At 71.7% G+C, this 23,268-nt stretch carries 19 protein-coding genes and 2 pseudogenes; 12 read left to right on the top strand and 9 right to left on the bottom strand.

The features are described from left to right. Positions 1-3 precede the first annotated feature (3 nt). Positions 4-789 (bottom strand): SDR family oxidoreductase, encoded by a 786-nt coding sequence (locus OV079_RS33880; RefSeq protein ID WP_267773434.1) that lies wholly within the window; start codon positions 787-789, stop codon positions 4-6. 20 nt (positions 790-809) lie between these two features. Between OV079_RS33880 and OV079_RS33875 the strand changes: the two genes are divergently transcribed. Next, complete coding sequence (locus OV079_RS33875; RefSeq protein WP_267773432.1) at positions 810-1,067, top strand: hypothetical protein; 258 nt, start codon at positions 810-812, stop codon at positions 1,065-1,067. Between the two features lie 48 nt (positions 1,068-1,115). On the opposite strand, the gene OV079_RS33870 is transcribed toward OV079_RS33875, so the two are convergent. After that, a complete protein-coding gene (locus OV079_RS33870; RefSeq protein ID WP_267773431.1) occupies positions 1,116-2,282 on the bottom strand; it encodes a serine hydrolase domain-containing protein in 1,167 nt (388 codons plus the stop codon). A 545-nt stretch (positions 2,283-2,827) separates the two neighbouring features. Here OV079_RS33870 and OV079_RS33865 point away from each other — a divergent pair. Beyond that, positions 2,828-4,534 carry a cell wall anchor protein gene (locus OV079_RS33865; protein WP_267773429.1) on the top strand — a complete coding sequence of 569 codons (1,707 nt, stop codon included), beginning with the start codon at positions 2,828-2,830 and terminating at the stop codon, positions 4,532-4,534. A 33-nt stretch (positions 4,535-4,567) separates the two neighbouring features. Here OV079_RS33865 and OV079_RS33860 read toward each other — a convergent pair whose 3' ends face one another. Both OV079_RS33860 and OV079_RS33855 read right to left on the bottom strand, forming a co-directional pair. Then, positions 4,568-6,397 carry a TolB family protein gene (locus OV079_RS33860; RefSeq protein WP_267773427.1) on the bottom strand — a complete coding sequence of 610 codons (1,830 nt, stop codon included), beginning with the start codon at positions 6,395-6,397 and terminating at the stop codon, positions 4,568-4,570. Positions 6,398-6,576: 179 nt separating this feature from the next. Further along, a complete protein-coding gene (locus OV079_RS33855) occupies positions 6,577-7,776 on the bottom strand; it encodes an MFS transporter (protein ID WP_267773426.1) in 1,200 nt (399 codons plus the stop codon). Between the two features lie 95 nt (positions 7,777-7,871). Between OV079_RS33855 and OV079_RS33850 the strand changes: the two genes are divergently transcribed. Beyond that, positions 7,872-8,786 (top strand): LysR family transcriptional regulator, encoded by a 915-nt coding sequence (locus OV079_RS33850; protein ID WP_267773425.1) that lies wholly within the window; start codon positions 7,872-7,874, stop codon positions 8,784-8,786. Between the two features lie 108 nt (positions 8,787-8,894). Here the strand turns inward: OV079_RS33850 and OV079_RS33845 are convergent, their stop codons facing one another. Next, positions 8,895-9,734 carry a universal stress protein gene (locus OV079_RS33845; RefSeq protein ID WP_267773423.1) on the bottom strand — a complete coding sequence of 280 codons (840 nt, stop codon included), beginning with the start codon at positions 9,732-9,734 and terminating at the stop codon, positions 8,895-8,897. 160 nt (positions 9,735-9,894) lie between these two features. After that, a complete protein-coding gene (locus OV079_RS33840; protein WP_267773420.1) occupies positions 9,895-11,301 on the bottom strand; it encodes a sigma-54-dependent transcriptional regulator in 1,407 nt (468 codons plus the stop codon). A gap of 666 nt (positions 11,302-11,967) precedes the next feature. On the opposite strand from OV079_RS33840, the gene OV079_RS33835 reads away from it, so the two are divergent. The 3 genes from OV079_RS33835 to OV079_RS60640 are packed head-to-tail and all read left to right on the top strand — an operon-like array spanning position 11,968 to position 15,492. Continuing rightward, on the top strand, positions 11,968-12,378 hold the full coding sequence (locus OV079_RS33835; protein WP_267773418.1) for a response regulator: 411 nt from the start codon (positions 11,968-11,970) through the stop codon (positions 12,376-12,378). Between the two features lie 46 nt (positions 12,379-12,424). Next, the gene (locus OV079_RS33830; RefSeq protein ID WP_267773416.1) at positions 12,425-13,264 is read left to right on the top strand and encodes a protoglobin domain-containing protein; all 840 of its coding nucleotides are present in this window, start codon (positions 12,425-12,427) and stop codon (positions 13,262-13,264) included. Continuing rightward, positions 13,228-15,492, top strand: coding sequence for a sigma 54-interacting transcriptional regulator (locus OV079_RS60640; protein ID WP_338088964.1), 2,265 nt, complete (start codon positions 13,228-13,230; stop codon positions 15,490-15,492). The genes OV079_RS33830 and OV079_RS60640 overlap by 37 nt, the downstream gene beginning before the upstream one ends. 219 nt (positions 15,493-15,711) lie before the next feature. On the opposite strand, the gene OV079_RS33810 is transcribed toward OV079_RS60640, so the two are convergent. The 3 genes from OV079_RS33810 to OV079_RS33800 all read right to left on the bottom strand — a co-directional run bounded on the left by OV079_RS33810 (position 15,712) and on the right by OV079_RS33800 (position 17,234). After that, entirely contained in the window at positions 15,712-16,200 is a 489-nt protein-coding gene (locus OV079_RS33810) for a hypothetical protein (protein WP_267773415.1), read from the bottom strand. A gap of 139 nt (positions 16,201-16,339) precedes the next feature. Next, complete coding sequence (locus OV079_RS33805; RefSeq protein WP_267773413.1) at positions 16,340-16,477, bottom strand: hypothetical protein; 138 nt, start codon at positions 16,475-16,477, stop codon at positions 16,340-16,342. A gap of 574 nt (positions 16,478-17,051) precedes the next feature. Beyond that, positions 17,052-17,234 (bottom strand): hypothetical protein, encoded by a 183-nt coding sequence (locus tag OV079_RS33800; protein WP_267773412.1) that lies wholly within the window; start codon positions 17,232-17,234, stop codon positions 17,052-17,054. A 34-nt stretch (positions 17,235-17,268) separates the two neighbouring features. Here OV079_RS33800 and OV079_RS33795 point away from each other — a divergent pair, with 34 nt between their 5' ends. The 6 genes and pseudogenes from OV079_RS33795 to OV079_RS59055 all read left to right on the top strand — a co-directional run bounded on the left by OV079_RS33795 (position 17,269) and on the right by OV079_RS59055 (position 23,245). Continuing rightward, positions 17,269-17,724 (top strand): hypothetical protein, encoded by a 456-nt coding sequence (locus tag OV079_RS33795; protein ID WP_267773411.1) that lies wholly within the window; start codon positions 17,269-17,271, stop codon positions 17,722-17,724. 596 nt (positions 17,725-18,320) lie between these two features. Then, complete coding sequence (locus tag OV079_RS33790; RefSeq protein ID WP_267773407.1) at positions 18,321-19,817, top strand: L,D-transpeptidase; 1,497 nt, start codon at positions 18,321-18,323, stop codon at positions 19,815-19,817. Positions 19,818-20,198: 381 nt separating this feature from the next. Further along, positions 20,199-20,783 carry an NADPH-dependent FMN reductase gene (locus tag OV079_RS33785; protein ID WP_267773406.1) on the top strand — a complete coding sequence of 195 codons (585 nt, stop codon included), beginning with the start codon at positions 20,199-20,201 and terminating at the stop codon, positions 20,781-20,783. Between the two features lie 89 nt (positions 20,784-20,872). Next, positions 20,873-21,049, top strand: coding sequence for a hypothetical protein (locus OV079_RS33780; protein ID WP_267773405.1), 177 nt, complete (start codon positions 20,873-20,875; stop codon positions 21,047-21,049). Between the two features lie 156 nt (positions 21,050-21,205). Continuing rightward, positions 21,206-22,461 (top strand): annotated as a pseudogene (gene phaZ, locus OV079_RS59060) (polyhydroxyalkanoate depolymerase). Continuing rightward, a pseudogene (locus OV079_RS59055) lies at positions 22,458-23,245 on the top strand (3-hydroxybutyrate dehydrogenase). The pseudogenes phaZ and OV079_RS59055 overlap by 4 nt, the downstream one beginning before the upstream one ends. Positions 23,246-23,268: the final 23 nt, after the last annotated feature.

Genomic DNA, 23,268 nt, shown 5'->3' with positions numbered 1-23,268 from the left:
CGCTCATCGCTCGCGCCGCCGGCGATGGCTCATCCATCGCAGGCCCTCGTGCATCAGCCGCGACGGCAGGAACTCGTTGGCCAGCGTGGTCAAGCGGAACTGCCAGCCGACGGCGCGGTGCAGCTGCGCGCTCCGGGACGTGACCGTGTCCCAGACGGCCGCCGCGACATCGGCGGCGCTGAGGCGAACGCCGAAGCGATCGATGAGCACCGACTGGTTGCTCCGCACCATGCCCGTGTCGACGAAGGGCGGCATGATGTCGCGCACCGCGATCCCCTCGTCGCGCCACTCGATCTCCAGCGCCTCCGTGAGGGCGCGGACCGCCGCCTTCGTCGCCGAGTAGGTCGCAAAGTCCGGGGTGCCGTGCAGCGCCGACGCCGAGCTCATGTTCACGACCATCGCGCCCGAGGTGCCGCGGAGGTGGCGGTAGGCGGCGTGGCTGAGGTTGATGAGCCCGGTGATGTTCACGTCCACCAGCAGCCGGTGGTCCGCGGCCGCGATGTCCTCGAAGCGCCCGGTCCTGAGCACTCCGGCGTTGTTGAAGAGCACGTGCAGTCGACCGTGGTGGTCCGCTGCGAACGCGTCGACGACCTCGCGGGCGGCGTCGGCGTCGGTGACGTCGAGCACCCGCGACCAGACCCGGCCTGCCTCGAGCGTACGGACAAGCGCTGCCAGAGCGGCTGCGTCGATATCGGTGAGCCCCACCGCCCATCCGTTGCGGTGGAACAGCTCCGCGGTGGCGCGGCCGATGCCGGCGGCGGCCCCCGAGATCAAGATCGTCTTCCTCATGGCGCACCCTCCTGCGGTCGTTGCATCCGTCGATCGAGGCATCGCTCGCGGACCTGCAGTGCCCCCCGCCGATCCCCGCGTTGCTGCCGGTAGCATGGCAAAGACGCGATTTTTTACAACAGATTAAAAAATTCTCGCTGCGGCCCTCAGGCCCCACGTCCACGGACATGAACCGCGCGGACAAGATCGTGAAGACGCCGGAGCGCGACGGCATCGAGCCTCCGCGGGGCGCCATGGACCGCAGCGGCGACGCAGCGCGTGGGTCGAATGCGCCGTGACGACGGTCAGCATCGCGAGGTGACCGATCGCCGCGAGCGCGGGTAACGTCATTCACCCGCGCGGGGCTGGGGTCTCCCTGCCAGGGCGTCGAGCACGATCCGCTCGATCGCCGCCTCGTTGCGCTCCGCCGACTGGCTGTTCTGCAGGATGACGACGCCGATCCGCTGGTCCGGGTAATACGCCGTCCACGACGAGAAGCCGTCGATGTCACCGGAGTGCCAGACCCGCTCCCGTCCGTCCGGCGAGCCGACCAGCACGCCCATGGCGTAGTCGGAGCCCCACGCCGCCTGCATCGGCGCCGGCATCGCCGCTCTCGTGGTGCGCCCGTCGGCGAGCCGCCCGGGAGCGGTCATCCGCGCGAGGCTGGCGGGCGACAGGATCCGCCCGCCGAACAGCGCCGCGTGCCAGCGCAGCAGATCGCCCGCGGTCGAGCGCAGCCCTCCCGCGGGTCCGGGCACCGTCGGGCTGATCCAGTCGGCGTTGTGGTAGCGCCCGGGCTCGGCCTTGCTGGCGCGGTAGCCTCGCGCTCGCCGCGGGACGATGTCGGCCGGGTCGTCGAATGCCGTGTGCTCCATACCCGCCGGCGCGAACAGGCGTCGCGCCAGGAACGACGGATAGGGCTCACCGCTCGCGCGCGCGACGACGAGTCCGAGCAGCGCGTAGTTGGAATTGCTGTAGCCCCACGACGAGCCCGGCTCGAACACGAACGGCGGCTGCAATCCGGCGATCCAGCTCGCCATCTCCGCGGGCGTCCGGTGCACCGACTTGAGGTGCTCGCCTGCGGGGTCTTCAGCGTAATCGGCGATCCCCGTGGTTTGCACGAGCGCCTGCGCGACCGTGACGCGGTGCGCCTGCGGCACCTCCGGCACGAAGCGCGACAGCGGGTCGTCGAGCCCGACCTTGCCCTCCTCGGCGAGCAGCAGGATCGCGGCCGCCGTGAATTGCTTGGTGATCGACGCGATCGGGAACACGGTGTCGACGGTGACCGCGACCTCGTCCTCGAGGTTCGCAAGGCCGTAGCCCCTGGCGAACACGACCTGGTCGCCGCGTCCGACCGCCACCACCATCCCGGGGCTGCCCGTTCCCATCGCCTGGGCGACCGCCTCGTCGAGCGCCGCCGCGAGGCCGGCCGTTTCGCCCTCCGTCGGCTCCGCCCTCGCGGCGTCCGCCTGTCGCTCGCCGCAGCCCGCCGCGCCGACGCAGGCGAACAGCACCGCCGCGCATATCTTCGCATGCGCCCGCCGATCTGTCCGCGTGAGCCTGCCTCGAGCCGGTGTGCGCGTGTCGTCCATGTGCTGCGGGTTCGGCCGACACGCATCCTAACACGTCCGGCGACGGCGGCGGCGGCCGCTGAGCCGAAGGAATTCGCTGCGCGATCGACCAGAGGCGAGATCCATCTCCTGCGGGTCTCATGAGTTCGGCGGCGTGCTCGGCGGCTGCAATTGACTGTGAAGCCGAGCCGTCGAAAGCCCGCGAGCCTGGGGACTCGCGGGCGCTCGAGCCAGGAGCGAGTTCGTGAATGGCTATGCGGAGTGGCCTGCGAGCGATGAAATCGTAGGAGCACGATATGTTCCGTGGCTTCGCCCGCCTCGACGAGGACGAAGTCGCGACCGCGGCGGATCCGTGCATTTCTCGCTCGCGCTGGGGGCTCCGCGGCGACCTCCGGCGCGCCACCTGTCGCCGACGCGACCCATGCATAAATCCGCGAAGGCGTGCGAGCATCTCGACGACCGAGATGCGAACGACCACGAACGTTTTTGTGCAGAACACCACGAAGATCCTGTATGCCGCCGCCATGTTCGCGTGGGCGGGGTGCGAGCCGCCGGACGGCGAGGAGAGCGGCGAATCGACCGCGGAGACGCTGGCGGGGTCCGAGGGCCCCGGCGACGGCGAGACCGGGGCGGAGGCGGGTCTCGTGAGAGACATCGAGGAGCTCCCGATCGTGGAGCCCGGAGAGGACGAGGTGCTGCCGGCCACGCCGAGTTATCGCAGCAGCGCGGTCGCCAGCGGCGCCGGGCTCACCGCGCTGACGATCGGCAAGCCCGCGGGCGTGGTCCAGGGCGACGTGCTGCTGGCGCGCGTCACCAATCGCAACAACGCCACCGCGGTCGTCACCCCGCCGGCGGGCTGGACTTTCCTGCGCTCCGATCAGAGCGCCTCGCAGATCAAGGCGTGGGTGTTCTACAAGGTCGCCGGGGCGGCGGAGCCGGCGAATTATGCGTTCTCGATCGACCTCGCCAGCAACATGGCCGGCAGCGTCGTCGCGTTCGCGAATGTCGACACCGCGAGTCCGATCGACGCGCACAGCGGGCAGAAGAACGGCCTGGTCGCGACCTTCGACACTCCACCGATCACGACCACCGCGGCCGGCGGGGTCGCGGTGTGGTTCGGCTCGCAGGTGTGGGCGGGCACGACCTGCCCGACGAGCCCGATCGTGCCGCCGAGCGGCTTCACGGAGGTACTCGACACCTGCCTGCCCTCGGCCGGGACGGCGCTCCTCTACGACGCGGCCTACAAGGTGCTCGGCGCCGCCGGGCCCCAGCCGGCGTTCAACGGCAGCTCGCCGTACGCGAACACCAACATCGCCCAGGTCGTCGCGCTGCGGCCGGCGGGCGCGCCCACCTGCACGGTCGGCGACAGCTTCGCGGGCAGCTACACGACCGTCGGGACGGTCGCTTCGCCGGCGATCGTCGAGCCGTCGGGGCTGGCGGCGAGCCGGGTCTCGCCGGGGGTGATCTATGTGCATAACGAGGACACGACCGCGGTGGTGGCGATCAGCGCCGCTAACGCGTCGACGCTCGGCACCTTCGCCGTCGCGGGCGTGACCCCGGCCGACTGGGAGGACGTGGCGACCGGCCCGTGCCCGACCGGCAAGTGCATCTACATGGGCGACATCGGCCGCTCGAGCGCGAACTTCCCGACCCCGCCGTCGACCTTCGCGGTCTACCGGATCCCCGAACCCGACGTCGCCGGCGGTCAGACCAGCGGCAACCTCACCGCGGAGAAGTTCCCGTTCCAGTACCCCGATTCGCCCAAGGACGCCGAATCGATCATGGTGCACCCGACGACCGGCGACATCTATGTGATCACCAAGTCGAGCACCGGGCTGAGCAAGGCCTACAAGATGCCCAATCCGCTGCCGGCCCCGAACACGATGTCGACGCTGATCTTCGTGGCCAACCTGCAGCTGCCGACCAACGGCGACCCCAACTTCTCGTACGCGACCGCGGCGGCGATCCATCCGTGCGCGAATCGCTTCCTGCTCCGCACCTACCGGACGGTCTACGAGTTCCGCGCCGCACCGAACGCCGCCTTCGAGACCGCGTTCGCGGCGACGCCGGTGGCGCTGACGGACACCGTCGAGGGCCAGGGCGAGGCGATCGAGTACCAGGCCGACGGCGCCGGCTACTTCACGATGAGCGAGAGCCCCTCGCCGTTCCGGCTCAAGCGCGTCGCTCGCCTGTGACGTGGCGCGGGCGGGCCGCCTCACTGCGGCCCGCTACGTGCCGGTCGGCACCATGCGGCCGATCGCCACGCTCCAGTCGGTCGTGTCGACCTGGTAGAAGGTCGAGAACACGATCGACTTGCCGTCGGCGGTGAACGTCGGGTCGCGGTCGTCGAGGCTGTTGCGGGTCAGCACGCGCATCGGCCCGCCGGTGAGCGGCACCACGGCGATCTCCGGCGGGATCTTGTCTTCGAGGCGGATCCGGAACGCCACCAGGTCGCCGCGCGGCGCGACCGCGGGGGAGCCCATGTCGAGGCGGTCGTTGTCCTGGACCAGCGGCGTGAACGTCCAGTCGCGCGTGTCGACGTCGACGACGATTGGTTCGCCGTCGGCGGGCGGGCGCTTCTTGCCCAGGCTCGCGAACAGCTCGGGGACGCTGCGCGGCAGGTCGACGCGGTACAGCTGCGAGCGGCTCTGCACGATCAGGCGCGGGCCTTTCGGACCGGGCGGCGCGGGCACTGCGGTGTGGATGGTGGCGTTGCCGGCGAAGTTGGCGGCGTCGATGCGCAGGGCGCGGTCGGGGTGCTCGGTGCTGAAGAACAGCAGGCCGTCGTGGCGCGCCGGCGCGTCCGGATCGTCGGGGTCCTCGGGGTCGCTGACCGCGATGAGCGTGGTGTCGTCGAGCCACGCGGGGTAGTGGAGGCCGAGGGACGGCGAGCGCACGAGGTCGAGCGCGACCTCGTCGCCGGGTTTGATCAGGGCGATCGCGGAGTCGTCGTCGCCGAGGCGCAGGCGCGCGACGGTGCCGGCGCTCGAGGGGACGCCGGGGTCTTGCTTGCGCTCGAGCGGCACGCGGATGTCGCCGCGGTGGACGAAGTTGCAGCCGCCCTCGCCGAGCGTGTAGACGCGCGAGACGCCCTCGTGATGGATGACGAGCGCGTCGCCGCGGGTCGAGGGGACCAGCAGCGGGCGCGCGCCGGTCTGCTCGATCGACCCGCCGAGCAGGCTGGTGCAGGGCGTGCGGCCGGCGATCGGGTCGGCGCCGGCTGGCACATAGGACAGGTCGTGGCGGGTGGTGAAGGAGGCCTGGGTGTCGTCGCCGTTGGTGGTGACGAGGCGCATGGCGTTGGTGACGAGCAGGAGGCCGCCGTCGGCCAGGGCGATCGTCTGCATGGCCTCGCGCACGCCGCCGAGCAGGACGGGCGCGGGGGTGGCGGTCTCGGTGGTGGTCAGCCGGGCCTGGCTGGTCTCGAGCACCTTGGCGACCCGCGCCTCGGCCTCGCGGACCGAGCGCACGGTGCGGATGCCGGCCTCCAGCTTGCCGCGCAGCAGCATGACCTCGGGCGAGCCGGGGTCGTCGCGGAGGGCGCTGGCCAGCGGCTCCTGGGCGAACAGGGCCGCCAGCAGGTCGACGGAGGGGCCCGCCATCACGTCCGACGGCTTCGGGTTGAGGGTCATGACGTGGGGGAACGCGAGGTCGCCGGCGCTGACGACCGCGAAGCGGTGGTGCGGCTCGAAGGTCGGGAGGCCGCCGGCGATGTCGAGGCCGCTCCAGTCGTGCTGCGCCGGGTCCTCGAAGGCGACGAAGGCGTGACCTGACCAATCGGCCAGGCGCAGCGCGGCGGCGACCCCGGTCTCGCTCGCGCCGGGCACCTTGTCGCGCAGCTCGGAGGTCATGCGCCCGAGCCCGCCCTCGACCGGCTCGAAGCCCCACTGGCCGAGGATGACGAGGTAGCTCAGGTTGCGCGCCGGGACGACGAACACCCGCTCGGCGGCCTCCGGCTTGCCGAACGGGCCCGGGCGCAGGTACAGGGCGATCGCCGCGACCGCCCCGCAGAGGAGCAGCGCGAGCGCGACGTACTTGCCGCGGCTGCTCCGCTGCATCGCCGCGAAGTCAGTGGCAGAACCCTCGGCGGACTCGGACATGCGCCTTCGTACCACGGGCGCAGCGCCCAGGGCAGGCGTCGGGCGTACGATTCGCAGGGGTGGGATGTGGGTGCATTCGGTGGTCCGCTCGCCCCGTGCTCGCCGCGGCCTCGGCGTCGTGGGACGGTGCTTCGCCGTCACAGCACCAGCCGCAGCGCCAGGGCCGAGGCCGCGGCCAGGGCGGCGAGGCCGAACACGCCGGTCACGCCGTGGTGCTCGAGCAGCAGTCCGCCGAGCGCGGAGCCGGTGGCCATGCCGATGAACACGACGGTGAAGAAGCTGGCGTTGAGGCGGCTGCGGGCGGCGGGGTCGAGCCCATAGACGATGGTCTGGTGGGCGATGAGCGAGGCCTGCACGCCCAGGTCGAAGCCGACGGCCGCCAGGGCGACCAGCCACAGCCCGGCGGCGCGGCCCAGCAGCGGCAAGGCCAGCAAGGCGAGGAACGAGGCGAGGACGAGCGCGGCGCCGAGCCGCGTCACGCCGTGCGGACCGCGGCGATCCGACAGGCGCCCGGCCAGCGGCGCGGCCAGGGCTCCGGCCGCGCCGGCGAGGCCGAACGCGCCGGCCGCGGTGCTGCCGAGGTGGAACGGCGCCGCGTGCAGCCACACCGCCAGAGTCGACCAGAACGCGCTGAAGGCCACCGACAGCAGGCCCTGGGCCAGGGCGGCGCGGCGCAGCGCGGGGTGCCGTCGCCACAATGTGCGCAGCGAGCCGAGCAACGCGAAGTAGGACAGGCTGGTGGTCGGGGCGAAGCGAGGCAGCCGCCAGCGCAGCGCCACGGCGATCAGCGTCACCGCGCCCGCGGCCAGCGCGAACATCATCCGCCAGCCGAGCTGCTCGGCCACCGCGCCGCTGACCACCCGCGACAGCAGGATGCCGAGCAAGAGCCCGGTCATCACCGAGCCGACGGCGCGGCCGCGACGCGCGTCCGGGGCGAGGGTCGCGACGGCGGGCACGATGTCCTGCGCGGCGGTCGCGACCACGCCGACGGCGAGGCTGGCCAGCAGCAGCAGCGGCAGGCTGGGCGCGAGGCTGCTGGCCAGGAGCGCCGCGGCGAGCAGCAGCACCTTGACGACGATGACCCGCCGACGATCGTAGCGGTCGCCGAGCGGCGTCAGCAGCAGGATACCGAGCGCGTAGCCGAGCTGCGTCAGCGTCGGCACCAGACCGACCGAGGACGGCGTGACGCGCAAGGACTCGGCCAGCAGCGCCAGCAGCGGCTGGGCGTAGTAGATCGAGGCCGCGGCCAGGCCGGTGCTGGCGGCGAGCAAGCCGAGCAGCGGTCCGGGCAGGTCGGCGGGGGGCGTCGCGGTGGAGCTGGGCGAGAGGTCTGGCATGCGCGGTCCTGCGGGGCGAGCGATGGACGACACTGTGCAGGACGGGCCCGGCGCCGTGTAGCGCGCGCGCGGCACAACTGCTATACGTCCGCCGCATGAGCCCGGAGTCGACCTCGACCGACCGGATCGCGCTGATGCAGACGTTCGTCCGCATCGTCGAGGCCGGCACGCTGTCGGCCGCCGCGGCCCAGCTGCAGACGACGCAGCCGACGATCAGCCGCCGCCTGCAGGCGCTGGAGCGCTTCTTCGGGGTGCGCCTGCTGCAGCGCTCGACGCACACGATGAAGCTCACCGAGGACGGCGAGCGCTGCTACGAGCAGGCCAAGGCGCTGCTGGCGAGCTGGGCCGCGTTCGAGTCGCACCTGCGCGGGGCGAAGGACGAGGCCGAGGGCCTGCTTCGCGTGGTGGTGCCGCACGCGTTCGGCCAGCAGCAGCTGGTCGAGCCGCTGCTCCGGTTCCTGCAGCGGCACCCGAAGGTGGACGTCGAGTGGCTGCTGCGCGACGACTTCCGCGACCTGATCGGCGGCGGGATCGACTGCGCGATCCAGGCCGGCGAGGTGCGCGACCCGTCGCTGGTGGCGCTGCGCCTGACGGAGATCCCCCGCATCGTGGTGGCCGCGCCGGCGCTGCTCGGGGCGGACCCGCCGGGCGACGACCCCGCGGCGCTGGCCGGGCTGCCGTGGCTGGCGTTCAGCACGTACTACCGCCGCGAGGTGGTGCTGACGCACCGCACCACCGGGGCGACGTCCCGCCTGCCGATCCGCCCGCGCCTGGCCACCGACAGCCTGTTCCCGCTGCGCCAGGCGGCGCTGGCCGGGACCGGCGCGGCGATCGTGTCGACCTGGCTGGTCGAGGACGACCTCGCCGCCGGTCGACTGGTGCATCTGGTGCCGTCGTGGCGCGCGGCGCCGCTGCCGGTGTGGCTGGTGTACCCGTACGCGCAGTTCTACCCGGCGCGGCTGCGGCGCTTCGTGGAGGCGGTGAAGGCGTGGGCGGAGCAGCCCCGCTGAACGTCTGTTGCCATCAATGTCCTTTCGGACATGTCCTCAAGAGCATCATGATCGGCGGCGAATGTGTGGGTGGCCGCAGCACGCGCGCGGTCGCCGTGCCGCGGGTGCTCAGCGCGACGGCACCACCGCGACCGGGCACGCGGCGCAGCTCGCCAGCGCCGAGGCGGTGCTGCTGAGGAAGGCGCGGGCCACCGTCCCGAGGCGCCGCGAACCGACGACCACGAGGGCCGCCTCGCGCGCCCGGGCGAGCTCGGCGATCTGCTGCGCCGGCTCGCCGTAGACGACGTGAGGGGTCCCGGTCAGCCCGCGCTCGACCGCCCACTCGCGCACCGCATCGACGACGTCGGCGCGGTAGATCTCCCTGGCCGCCAGCCAGCGGGGTTCGAGCGTGTCGATGAAATCATTGTAGAGCGCCGCGCCGACGTGGACGAGCTCGAGCGGGCGGCGGTGTCGCGCGGCGAATTGCTGCGCGAACTCGACGGCGCCCGCGCTGGTCTCCTCGAGGTCCGTCGCGATCAGGACCGGGCCCGGGGCGACCGCGGTCAAGTCGGGGGGCACCACGATCACCGGCGCGGGCAGCTCTCGCAGGACCCGCCGCGCGGTCGCGCCGAGGCGCAGCAGGGCGTTGCCCTCGCTCGGCGCGGCGCGGCCGATGATGAGCCCGGCCGCGCCCTCGGCCGCGCGCGCGAGGCCGACCTCGGCGCGGTCGGCCTCCACCAGCTGAATGTCGCCCGGCGAGCCGAGGCCCATCTCCGCGGTCGCTGCCGCCAGCACCGTCTGGAGGCGCGCGTAGTTGTCGCTGCGGAGGTAGCCGCGGATCCACGTCTCGAGCACGTGGACGCTCGTCACCGGCTCACCCGCCTCGCGCAGCCAGCGGGCGAACGCCAGCGCCCCGCGGGAGCGCGCGCCGAGATCGAGGCCGAGGACCCATTGCCGTGCTGTCGACATACGAATCATTGCTCCTGTCGTCTTCTGCGGTTTTGCAATCGCCGCACCTCGATGACGGCGAGAGAATCATTGATGATTCTGCGGTCCGGTGAATCACCGCGTGCAAACCATGCACCGCCGACGCAAGCCTCGCGGCGCGAGGCAGCGCTCGAACGATGGATCACGCGTCGACGCGCCTACGCCGGCCGTCGTCGACCGCGGGCGACGCAGGCGAGCGGGCGGGCGCGCAGCTCGGCTTGGCGCGGCCGTACTCGTTGAGCCGGTACTGGATCTTGCGCGCAGAGATGCCGAGGATTCGCGCGGCCTTGCTGGTGCTGCCGCCGGTGTGCTCGAGGGTCTGCAAGATCGCGTAGCGCTCGATGTCCCACAGGCTGGCGCCCGGGATCACCGGCGCGTTGCGCTGGTCGACCACCGCCGCGGTGTACTCGCGCGGCAGGTCGCGCGGCTCGATCTCCCGGCCGCGCGCCAGGATGACCGCCCGCTCGATGCATTGGTCGAGCTGGCGGACGTTCCCGGGCCAGTCGAGGCCGAACAGGATCTGCAGCACCCGCTCGGCGCAGCCGGCGACCGACTTGCCGAGCTTGCGCGCGTGGCATTGCACGAAGTGGTTGGCCAGCAGCGCGATGTCGTCCCGGCGCTCGCGCAGACTCGGGACCCGCAGGCTGACGACCTGCAGGCGCTCCGCCAGATCGGCGCGGAAGCGGCCGCGCGCGACGGCCTCGGCGAGGTCGCTGCTGGTGGTGGCGATGATGCGGACGTCGATCTCGAGGCGCGCGCCGCCGAGCCGGGTGACGCAGCGATCCTGCAACAGGCCGAGGACGCGGGCCTGCAGGGCGAGCGGCAGGGCGTCGACGTCGGCGAGCAGGAGGGTGCCGCGGTGGGCCGCCAGGACGCGACCCTCGGCGCCGAACAGCTCGTCGGTGAGGGTCGCCTCGTCGGCGGTGCTGCAGCCGACGCGTACGAGCCGGCCGGAGCGCCCGCTGAGCTGGTGGATCAGGCGGGCGATGTGCTGCTTGCCCGCGCCGCGCTCGCCGGTGATGAGCAGCGAGACGGGCGCCTCGGCGACCTGGCCGGCGAGCGCCACGAGATCGCGGTGGACCCGGCTCTGGCCGACGAGGTCGGCGGTGGCCTCGGCGCCGGCGCCCCCGACGGCGGCGCGCCCCTCCTGGACCCCGCTGGTGACGGCGCGGCCGGCGACGATGCGCTGGAGGGTGAGCAGCACCTGGTCGAAGTTGAGCGGCTTGGCGAGGTAGTCGTCGGCGCCGAGCTGCATCGCCTCGACCGCGCCCTCGACCGAGCCGAAGCCGGACATGACGACGACGGCGACCTCGGGCAGCCGCTCGCGCAGGCGCGTCAGCAGTTCGATGCCGCCGAGCGCGGGCATCTTGACGTCGGTGAGGACGATGTCGGGCCGCCACTCGTCGGTCCGCCCGAGCGCCTTGTAGCCGTCGGCGGCGCACTGGACCTCGTACCCCTCCTCTCGCAACAGCAGCGACAGGGCCGAGCGGGCGCTGGGCTCGTCGTCGACGATGAGGATCCGTGGGGCGGCGGGGCTCAGGTTCGGCATGATATGTCCTCAGGGCCAGGTGACTCGCGGCGACGGCGAGGCGGTCGGCGCAGGAGGTTCAGCAACCGCCGTGCCAGATCGGAGGCCGGTGAGCACGCAAGGTTGGCGGCGCCGGAGATGCAGCGGCTGCGTCGAGGTGCACGGTTTGCGCGAGGTCGGAGGGGGCCGGGCGGTCGACGAAGCGACGTGTTCGCCGCGGGCTCGCATCGACGCTCCAGGCGCGCGAGAGCTCGCGAATCATGGGCGCGGCGAGGAGCGAGGTGAGGTGAATGACGAGAGCGCTCGCGGTTCGCTCGAGCGAACCTCGGGCCGTGCGGGCGCGATCGTGGCAGCGCGAGCTCGCGGGCCGGGGCGTGCATGCACGCCGTGCATTCGCGTGCAGGATCTGCGCGTACGACCACGGCGGCGGCCGGATATCCTCGGCGAGCTCGAGAGGCGCAAGAGGTGACCTTACGGGAGCTCCGGCGTCGGGCTCATTACCTCATTGATTGAATTTAGAGCCGAAGAAGGGGGCGGAGGCGCCACGTGCAGGTCTTGCACGGGCGTGCAAGGCACTCGCGCGGGCGGCGGAGAAGGGCCGGCGTGGGGCCGCCAAGACGCCCGAAGAACGATGGCATGGCGCTTGCTCGACGCTCCTGGACCGCGACGCCTCTCCCCCTCACGACCATGATTCGAGGTGCCATCCAACAGCCCGTTCAGACCGTCGCAGCCGGCGAGCGGCCGGTCTCGGTCCTCGTGGTCGACGGCGAGCCGAAGACGGCGACCGTCCTGGTCAAGCTGCTGCGGGTCGACGGCTTCGTCGTCGAGGTCGCCGCCGACGCGGCGGCCGCCGAGGCGAGGGTCGAGCGCGGCCCGCGGCCCGACGTGCTGGTGATGGATGTCTCGCCGGCCCGCGCGGGCGAGGTCGAGACGCTGCGCCGGATCCACGCGCACCACCCGACGCTGCGCCTCGTGCTCGTCACGGCCCACCCGCAGGTCGCGGAGCGCCTCGCGCTCGGGGCCGCACCGGGCTGCCGGATCGTCACCAAGCCGATCGATTACACCGGGCTCTTGCGGCTCCTGGAGGTCGACGCGTGAGGCGGAATTGCCGGGGATACGGGCCCTTGTTGCCGCGCAGGTCGAGATGGTGATTTTCACGCGAACCCAGCGAGAGCGACGGTCTTCCCTGCCGAACCACGGTCTTCCTCCCGCCGCAGAGACCCGATTCGAGGAGCTGAAGCGCTACGTCGCGTTCGCGGCGGAGGACGCGGCGCTCCTGCGCTCGTTCCGCGACGTCGCGGCGCCCCACTTCGCGCGCATCGCCCAGGAATTCTACGACCGGATCCGCCTGCACGACGAGGCGCACGCGGTGTTCACGGGGGAGGCCCAGATCGCGCGGCTGCAGCGGTCGCTGGTGCTGTGGATGGAGCGGCTGTTCGGCGGCCGCTACGACGAGGCCTACTTCGAGGACACGGCGCAGATCGGCCGCGTACACGTCAAGGTCGGGCTGCCGCAGCGCTACATGTTCACGGCGATGGCGCTGATCCGCTCGTCGCTGCTGAAGATCGCCGAGGCCGCCGGCCCCTCGGGCCTCGCGGTCATGGACGCCATCTCGCGCCTTTTGGACCTCGAGCTGGCGATCATGCTCGAGAGTTATCGCGACAACTTCGTCGCCCGCATCCAGCAGGTCGAACGCCTCGAGCGCCAGGCGCTCGGCGCCTCGCTGGCGCGCACGGAGCACCGCTACGTCAACGCGGTGGAGCTCGCCCACGTGATCATCGTCGGCCTCGACGCGCAGGGCTCGATCCTGCTGTTCAACCAGGAGGCCGAGCGCATCACCGGCTTCGCGCGCGACGAGGTGATCGGCCGCTCGTTGCTCGATTGCCTGGCGATCGAGGAGACCGGCGAGGGCGCCGAGCGCGGGAGATCTTGCGCGCCTTCACGGCGGTGCAAGGCGAGGCGAGCCCCGAGCGCGAGGTGGTGAGCCGGGCGATCGAGACCGCGGTCAGCACGCGCAGCGGCCAGCGCCGCAGCGTGCTGTGGCAGCTCACGCACGCGCCCTCGAGCGGCGACGACGTGTGCGTGTTCGCCATCGGCCGCGACACCACCGACGAGAAGGCGCTGCTCGCCCGCACCAAGCAGCAGGAGAAGCTCGCGGCGATCGGCACGCTCGCGGCCGGCCTGGCCCACGAGATCCGCAACCCCCTCAACGGCGCGCAGCTGCACGTCACCTACCTCGACCGCTCGCTCAAGAAGTCCGGCGCGCACCCCGAGCTGATCGAGACGGTCGGCGTGGTGGCCGACGAGATCCGCCGCCTCGGCAGCCTCGTCACCGAGTTCCTGGCGTTCGCGCGGCCGAAGCCGCTGCTGGTCAAGCGCGTGGCGGTGCAGACGCTGCTCGAGCGGGCGGCGCAGATGGTGGCCGCGCAGGCGCACCAGCACGGGGTCGAGGTGGTGCTCGACGTGCCGCCGCAGGCGATCGAGCTCGAGGCCGACGGGGCCAAGCTCGAGCAGGTGCTGCTCAACCTGACGCAGAACGCGATCGAGGCGGTGGCCGGCGAGGCCGGGGCCGGCAAGGTGGTGCTGCGGGCGCGGCGGCAGCCGCAGACGGTCTCGTTCGAGATCGAAGACGACGGCCCGGATCCCCGAAGACGCGCCGATCTTCGACGCCTTCTTCTCGACCAAGCCGCAAGGCACCGGTCTCGGCCTGTCGATCTCCTATCGCATCATCACCGACCACGGCGGCACCCTCGACGTCGACAGCAAGCGCGGATGCACGGTCTTTCGCATCGTGCTGCCGCTCGACGGCCCGCCCGACAGCGCGCTCCGCTCGCGCGTGGAGGCCTCGTCATGACGCAGGAACCGGACAAGCCGCGAATCATCGTCGTCGACGACGAGCCGAGCGCGCGCCAGGGCCTGGAGAAGCTGCTGCGCCACGAGGGCTTCGAGGTGCGCATCGAGGCCGACGGCGCCGCCGCGCTGCGCACCGCCGCCGAGTTCGCCCCCGACGTGGTGGTGACCGACCTGCGCATGCCGAAGATGGACGGCATGGAATTGCTGAAGCGCCTGCGCGAGCAGGACCGCGACATCCCGGTGATCGTGGTCACCGCGTTCGGCGAGGTCGCGTCGGCGGTCGCGGCGATGCAGGCCGGCGCCGACGATTATCAGACCAAGCCGGTCGAGATCGACGCGCTGGTGCTGGCGATCCGCCGCGCCATGGAGCGTCGCGCGCTGCGCAACGAGGCCGAGAACCTGCGCCGGCAACTGCGCGAGCGCGACGGCAGCGGGCTGCAGGGGCTCCTCGGCACGAGCCCGGCGATGCAGCAGGTCTATCGCACGGCCAAGCAGGTGGCCGGCGCGCGCGCGACGGTGCTGCTCACCGGCGAGAGCGGGACCGGCAAGGGCGAGCTGGCGCGCGCGATCCATGCCCTCGGCCCGCGCGCCAGGCAGCCGTTCATCACCCTGCACTGCGCCGCGCTGGCCGAATCACTGCTCGAGAGCGAGCTGTTCGGCCACGAGAAGGGCTCGTTCACCGGCGCCGATCGCCAGCGGATCGGGCGCTTCGAACAGGCCGACAAGGGCACGCTGTTCCTCGACGAGATCGGCGAGATCTCGCCGACCCTGCAGGTCAAGCTGCTCCGCGTGCTGCAGGAGCGGACGTTCGAACGCGTCGGCGGCGGCGAGTCGATCAAGGTCGACGTCCGGGTGATCGCAGCGACCAACCGCGACCTGGCGAAGGAGGTCCGCGAGGGCCGCTTCCGCGAGGATCTGTTCTATCGCCTCAACGTGGTCCACGTCGAGCTGCCGCCGCTGCGCCTGCGCGGCCGCGACTCGCTGCTGCTGGCCGAGCATTTTTTACAGCGCTTCGTGGCCGAGAACCACGCGTCGATCCGCGGCTTCAGCGAGCGCGCGCAGGCGAAGATCACCCGCCACACCTGGCCCGGCAACGTCCGCGAGCTCGAGAACGCGGTCGAGCGCGCGGTGGTGCTGTGCGACGCGGACGTGATCGACGCGGAACACCTGCCGTTCGAGCAGGCGCCCGATGTCCAGGGGGGTGTGCGGATCCCCGGCGCCACGATGGCGGAGATCGAGCGCCACGCGATCCTCTCGACGCTCGACGCGGTCGGCGGCTCGACCGCCCGCGCGGCCGAGATCCTCGATATCAGCGTGCGCACGATCCAGTACCGCCTGCACACCTACGGGCGGCGCTGACAGGACGGCTTCGCAGGCCCTTGCGCTCTGCAGCTCGCGGGGGTCCGCGGCTGTCCCCGAGGACAGCCACCGACCGCGACCTCGGCATTCGGTCGCTCCGATGTCGGGTGTCCCCGAGGACAGGTTCATCGCGTGCTCGACCGCGGCAACCGGCGCTCCAATGTCGAGAGTCTCCGAGGGCAGGTCCGAGCGCACCCTCGGCACCGGCACGCTCGTCGCTCACGGGGCGGCGGCCGGCTTGTCGGCGATCTTCGCCGTCTGCGAACAATTGTTGAGGCAGGTCCAGCGATCGGTGTCGGCGAGGGTGCGGTCGGCGTGGCAGGCCTCGACGCAGGCGCCGAGGCGGTCGGTGGTGCCGGGGGACTCCGTCTCGACCGTCCGGGCCAGCTGCTTGCAATCGTCGATGCAGGCGCCGTCGCCCGGCGATTGCTTGTGGCAGCGGTCGAGGCACTTGGTGGCAGCGTCGAGCGCGGGCTCGCCGGCGGCCGTGGGCGCCACCCGGAACGTCACCTCGCAGTTGTTGCGACAGGTCGCCGCGTCAGTGGCGCTGAGCTTCTGCCCGCTGCACTCGTCGAGGCAGCCCGACAGGCCCTTGCGGTCGCCGCTGGGGTTGGCGTTGTGGACCTCGACGCGCGGCGCGGGCGGCGGCGCGTCACAACCAGCGACGAGGAGGAGGGTCGAGAACAGAGCGCGGTGGGCGGCGTGCATGTGCCGCATGGTCAGCAAGCCACGTGCCAGCCGATCTGCCAGCGATTCTTGCCGGCCCCGCGGGCCCGAGGCGAACGCCCTGCGTCGCGGCGCAGTTGTTGCGTCGGGCGCCCGAACCATGAGCCCGGCCTCACGACGCTCATTCGGGCGACTGCTGGCGCAGGCGGTAGCGGTTGAACAAGAACACGCCGAGGATCATGAGCGCGCCGCACAACCAACCGAGCATGTTGGTGGCAAAACCGGGGAAGGTGGCGATGAAGGCGATGCTGGTTGTCATTCGATGCTCCTCGCCGATCGAGTAGCAAGGCTCGTACCATTCGCACGTGGCGTGGAAGCGGCCCTGCGGCGGCCTCGACGGCGCAGACCGGCGATTCGTTTGCGCCGAGCCGCAGAACGTGCGACAGCGCGGAGATCACAGGGTGCACTGACGTCACGGCAGCGACAGGCGAGCGAGCTCCGCCGCAGTCGGCGCCATGGATTCGCGAGACATGAATGCCCTCATCGTGACGCGGTCGCTCCGGACAGTATCGCTATTGCAGCGCCAAAATCGCGGGTGATCGCCGCGAGCTCGTCGGTTCCCTTTTTTTATTTTTTATAAATGGGGTCGGAGCTCTGCTGAGCAGTCGGGTAACGTCGATGGCTGACCATCTCCGCGAGCCGCGCGAGTCCCGCGCGAGCGACGCGGCCTCGGCACCGCCATCACGAGTCCACCCTCGGCTTGTTTTTGCCGTTTAAATGTGTTTTGTTAGTTAGGAAATGGCCATGTTTTCCGCAAGTCTGAGTCGATTCCGCGCCCTTCGAAGGGTCCGGCGCTCGCTGGTCGTCGGGCTCTCCTGGGCTTTCGCGGCGTGTCAGCCGACCGGCGGGACGGACGCGACCAGCGAGGGGCAGGGTCCGGGCACCGCGGACGGCGAGACGACGGGCGACGCGAGCACGACGACGAGTGGTTCGTCGTCGACCTCGTCGACCTCGCCGACCACCGGCGCGACCTCGGAATCGTCGGACGACTCCAGCTCCTTCGTCGAGGAGAGCACCGGTACGTGTGTCGCCCCGACGCCGGACGGATCGATGGTCCGCTGCTCGCCCGCCAGTTGCTCGCTTTGGGAGCAGAACTGTCCTTCGGGACAGAAGTGTACCCCCGACCAGGACTGGAGTTTTCACGCGTGTGTCCCGCTCGACCCCGAGCCGGGTGCTCCGGGTGAGCCGTGCACCGTCGAGGACGCTCCCGGCGACGGCGGGGACTCCTGCGATCTCGCCTCGATGTGCTGGGACGTCGATCCGCAGACCCACGAGGGAAAGTGCTTCCTCCGCTGCACCGGCAGCCCGGAGGCGCCGGTCTGCCCGGACGGCTCGACCTGCGTGATCAGCAACGAGGGCGCCTTCATCCTCTGTCTGCCGACGTGCCACCCGCTCGCGCAGGATTGCCCGGACGGCGAGACGTGCCTGTGGGGAGGAGGACTCCGAGCCTTTCGCGTGCATCGCCGAAGACTCCGGCGACGAGGGGCAGGTGTTCGATTCATGTGATTACGCCAACGGCTGCGACCCGGGCCTCCTGTGCGCGAGCCCGGAAGCGGCCGTCGAGTGCGACCCGAACGCCAACGGTTGTTGCTTGCCGTACTGCGACATCGAACAACCCGACACCTGCCCGGGGGCGATGCAAGCGTGTCTGCCAGGGTTCGAGGCGGGCGCGGCCCCGGCAGGGTACGAGAACGTCGGTGTCTGTGGATTGCCTTCGTGACATGTCCCTCGGGACATTGACGCCGCAGCGGGGATTGGGCGCTATCGGTCCGGCGGTCGCGCGATGACGTCGTGGCGTCGGGCGCGGTAGAGCGATACAAGAGCTCCCGGGGACCCTGCGGTCGCGTCTCGCGCCCGGTGACGAGCGCGGCGCGATCGATCGCCTGCGCGCGTCGAGGCCGCAAGGTCGGCCTGCCTCCGGGGACATGCTCCAAAGAACAGGCGAAAGCCGCGGGCGCGAGCGCGAGCAGCGCGTGAGGCGCCGGGGCCGGGCCGCGGACTTCGGCAGAACCGCTGGGCTGCGGAGCGCTCCGTGGGCGGACGACGGCCCGGCTGCGTCGGTTTTTTGCCGGAAGCGCGTGGAAGAGCGGACAATGGCCCCCATGCTGCGCTCGCCGCGAGGTGCTCCGGCGTCCCGAGTCTGTGGTTTTCGCCCGCTGGTCGTCGCGGCCGCGCTGACCGGCTGTTCGGCGCCGCCCGGCGAGTTGCTGGAGGCCCCGGAGAGCGTGCCGGCGACGAGCGACGAGCGCCTCCCCGACGAGCCCACCGCGGAGTCGGCGGTCGCGAACGAGCCCGCGGCGACGACCCCGGACACGGCCGCGAGCGCGACCCCGATCGGGCATCGAATTATTAAATCGGGAGGGATCGTCTACGCCGCGCCGCATCGTCGGGCCGAGCGGCGCGGGCGGACCGAGGCGCGGCGGCCGTTCGCCATTTATTCGGTGGAGCCGGGAGACGGCTGCGAGGGGGACTGGGCCCGCGTCGACAAGGGCGGGTTTGTCTGCCTCGAGTACGGGACCGTCGGCAAGGGGCCGGCGCAGATCCAGCCAGAGCTCGCGGACGGGCAGATGCTGCCGTTCATCTACGCGAGGCCGAAGATCCTCGACCGCAAGACCGGGGCGATCGCCAGGGTCCCGCGCTATCAGGACCGCTACGCGCTGGTCCGCGGCGACCCGCCGCTCGACTTCCTCGAGCCCGATCGGCAGTACACCTTCGTCCGCACCAAGACCCGTCGCGCCGGGCTGATGCTGATCGACGCGGAGGAGCGGGCCACGCCGGCCCGCGACATGAAGATCGCCGCGCCGAGTCTGTTCGCCGGGCGCGAGCTGGCCAGCGAGCCGGTCGCCGACGACCTCCGCCCGGCGTGGGCCGTGGGCCGCCCGGCGGTGCTGCGCGAGCGACCCGATCCCGCGGCGCGCCAGGTCGGCGTCGTCGACTATCACGCGGCGCTGGAGATCGATCCAGCGCCGATCGTGGTCGGGGAAGAATCGTGGTACGCGGTGCCCGACGGCGGCGGCGCGGGCGCGAAGGCCTACGTGGTCGCCGCCGACATGAATTATTGGATCCCCGGCCCCGCGCTGGCCGAGGCCGGGGCCGACGAAGTGTGGATCGACGTCGAGCTCGGGCAGCAGACGCTGGCGGTGATGCGCGGACAATCACCGGAGTTCATCACGTTGATCTCGAGCGGCGCCGGCGGCACCGGTACTCCGCTGGGGTTGTTCCGGATCTACGAGAAACTCGCCATCTCGCCGATGCGCAGCGGGCCCAACGCGGAAGATCCGTATTACGTCGACGGCGTCCCGTGGGTGCAGTACTTCCACCGCCGCTACGCGCTGCACGCCTCGTACTGGCACGATGACTTCGGCAAGCGCCGCAGCCACGGCTGCATCAACCTGTCGCCGAAGGACGCCGCCCGCGTCTACGCGCTCACCGCCCCGGAGGTGCCGCCCGGCTGGAACTCGCTGCGCGAGCACACCGGCGAGCCGGGCACGCTGGTGCGCGTGCGCCGGGGCGCCGAGCCGGTCGCCGACCGCCGCCTGCCGCTCGGGGTGATCGAGGAGGGGCAGGAGGGGGCGGAGGAGCCGGAGAGCCAGGAGTGACATCGGACATGTCCGAAGGGACATGGCGATATTTGTCGCGCCCGCATCGGCGCTTCCGCGGCGACAGCTTGGCCGGCGCGTCCGCGTCGAATTTGTGCGGCGGGTCGGGATCGGCGACTTGCTCCCGCCGCCGTCGCGGCGAGGTTCGGGGCCGCGGAGAGCGATGCCGCGGTCACCGGCGTGTGCGCAGGTAACATGGATGTGCCTCCTTGCGGGTTGCTGCCGCGGCGCACTACACCTGCATCGCGAGCGCGGCTCCATCGTCGGGGCGCCCGCGCGATCTTCGACCTCCGCGGTCTCGCGGCGACGCACCGGCGCTCGCGCGTTCGGGGCGGGTCGATCGGCCAATCATCACACCCCCGGTGTGAAGGAGCAGCAGACATGACCACGGTTTCGATCATCATCGGCAGCACCCGCGAGGCGCGGTTCGGCGACAAGCCGGGGCGATGGATCTTCGACCATCTGGGGCGGCGCGCGGGCGTGACCGCGAAGCTCCTCGATCTGCGCGACTACCCCCTGCCGTTCTTCGACCAGGCGGTGCCCCCGGCGATGCCCGGTCGCCCGCCCTACGCGAACGAGGTGGTGCAGCGGTGGACCGCGGCGATCGGCGCCTCGGATGCCTTCATCGTCGTCGCCGCCGAGTACAACTTCGGGCCCCCGGCGGTGCTCAAGAACGCGATCGACTGGGTCTACCCGGAGTGGAATCGCAAGCCGGTCGGGTTTGTCAGCTACGGCGCCGCCGGCGGCACGCGCAGCGTCCAGCAGCTGCGCGAGCTCGCGGTCGAGCTGCAGATGGCGCCGATCCGCAGCGCGGTGCATCTGCCGCGCGAGACCCTGATGGCGCATTTCACCGGCGGCGACATCCCGAGCGCGCTGGCCAAGAGCGACGCCGACGCGGACAGGTTGCTCGACGATCTGCTGTGGTGGGCGAACGCGCTCAAGGTCGCGCGAGCGGGCGGCACCTGAGATTCGTGCGACGGAGCGGGGGCGCGAGGCCAGCCTCGGCATTCCTGGATCGGCCCGCAGCCTGGCCCGCACGAGGCTAGACTGCGGTCATGCGATTCACCAGTCGGCTCGTGCTCACCGCCCTCCTCTTCTCCGTCGCCAGCGAGGCTGCGGCCGTCGACAACCCCGAGTGCCTCGGCAGCGCCTGCGGGCGGCCGACCGAGCAGCGCGTCGAGGAGGGCTTCTTCGCCTCGCTGTGGGGCGACTTCCTGGCTCTGTTCGCCTGACCGTGCGGGCGCGGGGTCGCGCCGGCGCCTGCACCCGCAGAAGGCCCGCGGTTTGTGCGGCGCAGCATGGTCTGCGGGGCCCCGGGTCAGGAATCCGCCCATTCCTGGCGATCCATGTTGCAGTGCAGCAAAGGTCGCGGCATGCTGCGGGCCTGCATGCTCTACGAGCTCCACGACCTGCAACGCCGCTGGATGCGACCTTTCGCCGGGCTCGCCCGGGTCCAGGCGGACCTGCTGCGGAGGGCGCCGGCGGGCCTCGGGCGGCCCGCCGCGGCCGGCTGGGAGTTGCTGCGCCGCATCACGAAGGACCACCCGCGGCCGGCCTTCGGCATCGACGCGGTGGAGGCCCACGGCCAGACGGTCGCGGTCCGTGAAGAGGTGGTGGCGCGCACGCCGTGGTGCCGGCTGGTCCGGTTCGCGCGGCACAGCGACGACCTGCAGGTCGGCGCGCGCCTGGCCCGTGACCCGCGCGTGCTGCTGTGCGCCCCGCTGTCGGGCCACTTCGCCACGCTGCTGCGCGACACCGTGCGCTCGCTCGCGGCCGACCACGACGTCTACCTCACCGATTGGTCCGACGCTCGCGAGGTCCCGCTGGCCGACGGCTTCTTCGGGCTCGACGATTACGTCCTGCACCTCGAGCGATTCCTGCGCGCGCTCGGGCCGGCGCGCACGCACATGATCGCGGTGTGCCAGCCGGCGGTGCCAGCATTGGCCGCGGTGGCCCGCATGGCCTCGACGGGCCAGGAGACGCCGGCGACGCTGGTGCTGATGGGCGGGCCGATCGACGGCCGCATCAACCCGACCCAGGTCAATCGCCTGGCCAGCGAGCGGCCGCTGGTGTGGTTCGAGCAGAACCTGATCCACCGCGTGCCGGCCGGCTTCCCCGGCGAGGGCCGAAGGGTGTACCCGGGGTTTTGCAGCTGGCGGCGTTCGTGTCGATGAACCCGGGCCGCCACTTCGCGGCCTACCGCAATTACTGGCTCGACCGCGTGCGCGGACGCGACGAGCAGGCCGCCGCGCACGAGCGCTTCTACGACGAATACAACGCGGTCCTCGACATGGACGCGCTCTACTACCTCGAGACGGTGCGGCTGGTGTTCCAGGAGCACGCGCTGGCCCGCGGCACCTGGTGGGTCGCCGGCGAGCCGGTGCGCCCGGGCGACATCCGCGACACCGCGGTGCTGACCGTGGAGGGCGCCGAGGACGACATCACCGGCGCCGGCCAGACCCACGCGGCGCTCGGCCTGTGCACGGGCGTGCGCGAGGCCGACAAGCAGCGGCTCACGGTCGAGGGCGCCGGTCACTACGGGATCTTCTCCGGCGCGCGCTGGCGCGGATCGATCTACCCGGCGGTCCGCGAGTTCGTGCGCGCCCACGACCGCATCACCACGAGAGGACAATTGCTGCCATGACGCAGTCCGCGGGCAAGACGGCGCTCGTCACCGGCTCGACGAGCGGGATCGGCCTCGGGATCGCCGGCGCCCTGGCGGCGCGCGGCGCCCACGTGCTGCTCAACGGCTTCGGCGACGTCGAGGCGGCGCTGGCGATCGTCGGCGACGCGGCGGCGAAGTCGGGCGCGCGCGTGGCCCACCACGCCGCCGACGTGGCGAAGCCGGCGGAGGTCGAGGCGATGATGCGCTACGCCGACGACGTGTTCGACGGGGTGGACATCCTGGTCAACAACGCGGGGATCCAGCACGTCGCGCCGGTCGAAGAATTCATGCCGGAGCGGTGGGACGCGGTGCTGGCGGTCAACCTCAGCTCGGCGTTCCACACCACGCGGCTGGCGCTGCCGCAGATGCGCCGCAAGGGCTGGGGCCGGATCGTCAACGTCGCCTCGGTCCACGGGCTGGTCGCGTCGGCCCACAAGGCGGCGTACGTGGCGGCCAAGCACGGCCTGGTCGGCCTGACCAAGGTGGTGGCGCTCGAGACGGCGCGCACCAACATCACCTGCAACGCGGTGTGCCCGGGCTGGGTGCTGACGCCGCTGGTGCAGGCGCAGGTCGAGGCGCGGGCGATCTCCGGCGGCCTCGACCTCGACGTCGCCCGCGACGCGCTGCTGGCCGAGAAGCAGCCGTCAGGCCAATTCGTGACCCCGAGCAGCTCGCCGAGCTGGTCTGTTTCCTCAGCAGCGACGCGGCCGCGCAGGTCCGCGGCGTGGCCTGGACGATGGACGGGGCCTGGACCGCGCAATAACGACACCGCAAGAGTGGAGGATA

The sequence above is a fragment of the Nannocystis pusilla genome (assembly GCF_026626665.1).
In the GTDB taxonomy this organism is placed as follows: domain Bacteria; phylum Myxococcota_A; class Polyangia; order Nannocystales; family Nannocystaceae; genus Nannocystis; species Nannocystis pusilla.
The sequence above is the reverse complement of the archived record's forward strand: the minus strand, read 5'-3'. Positions and strand labels throughout refer to the sequence as shown.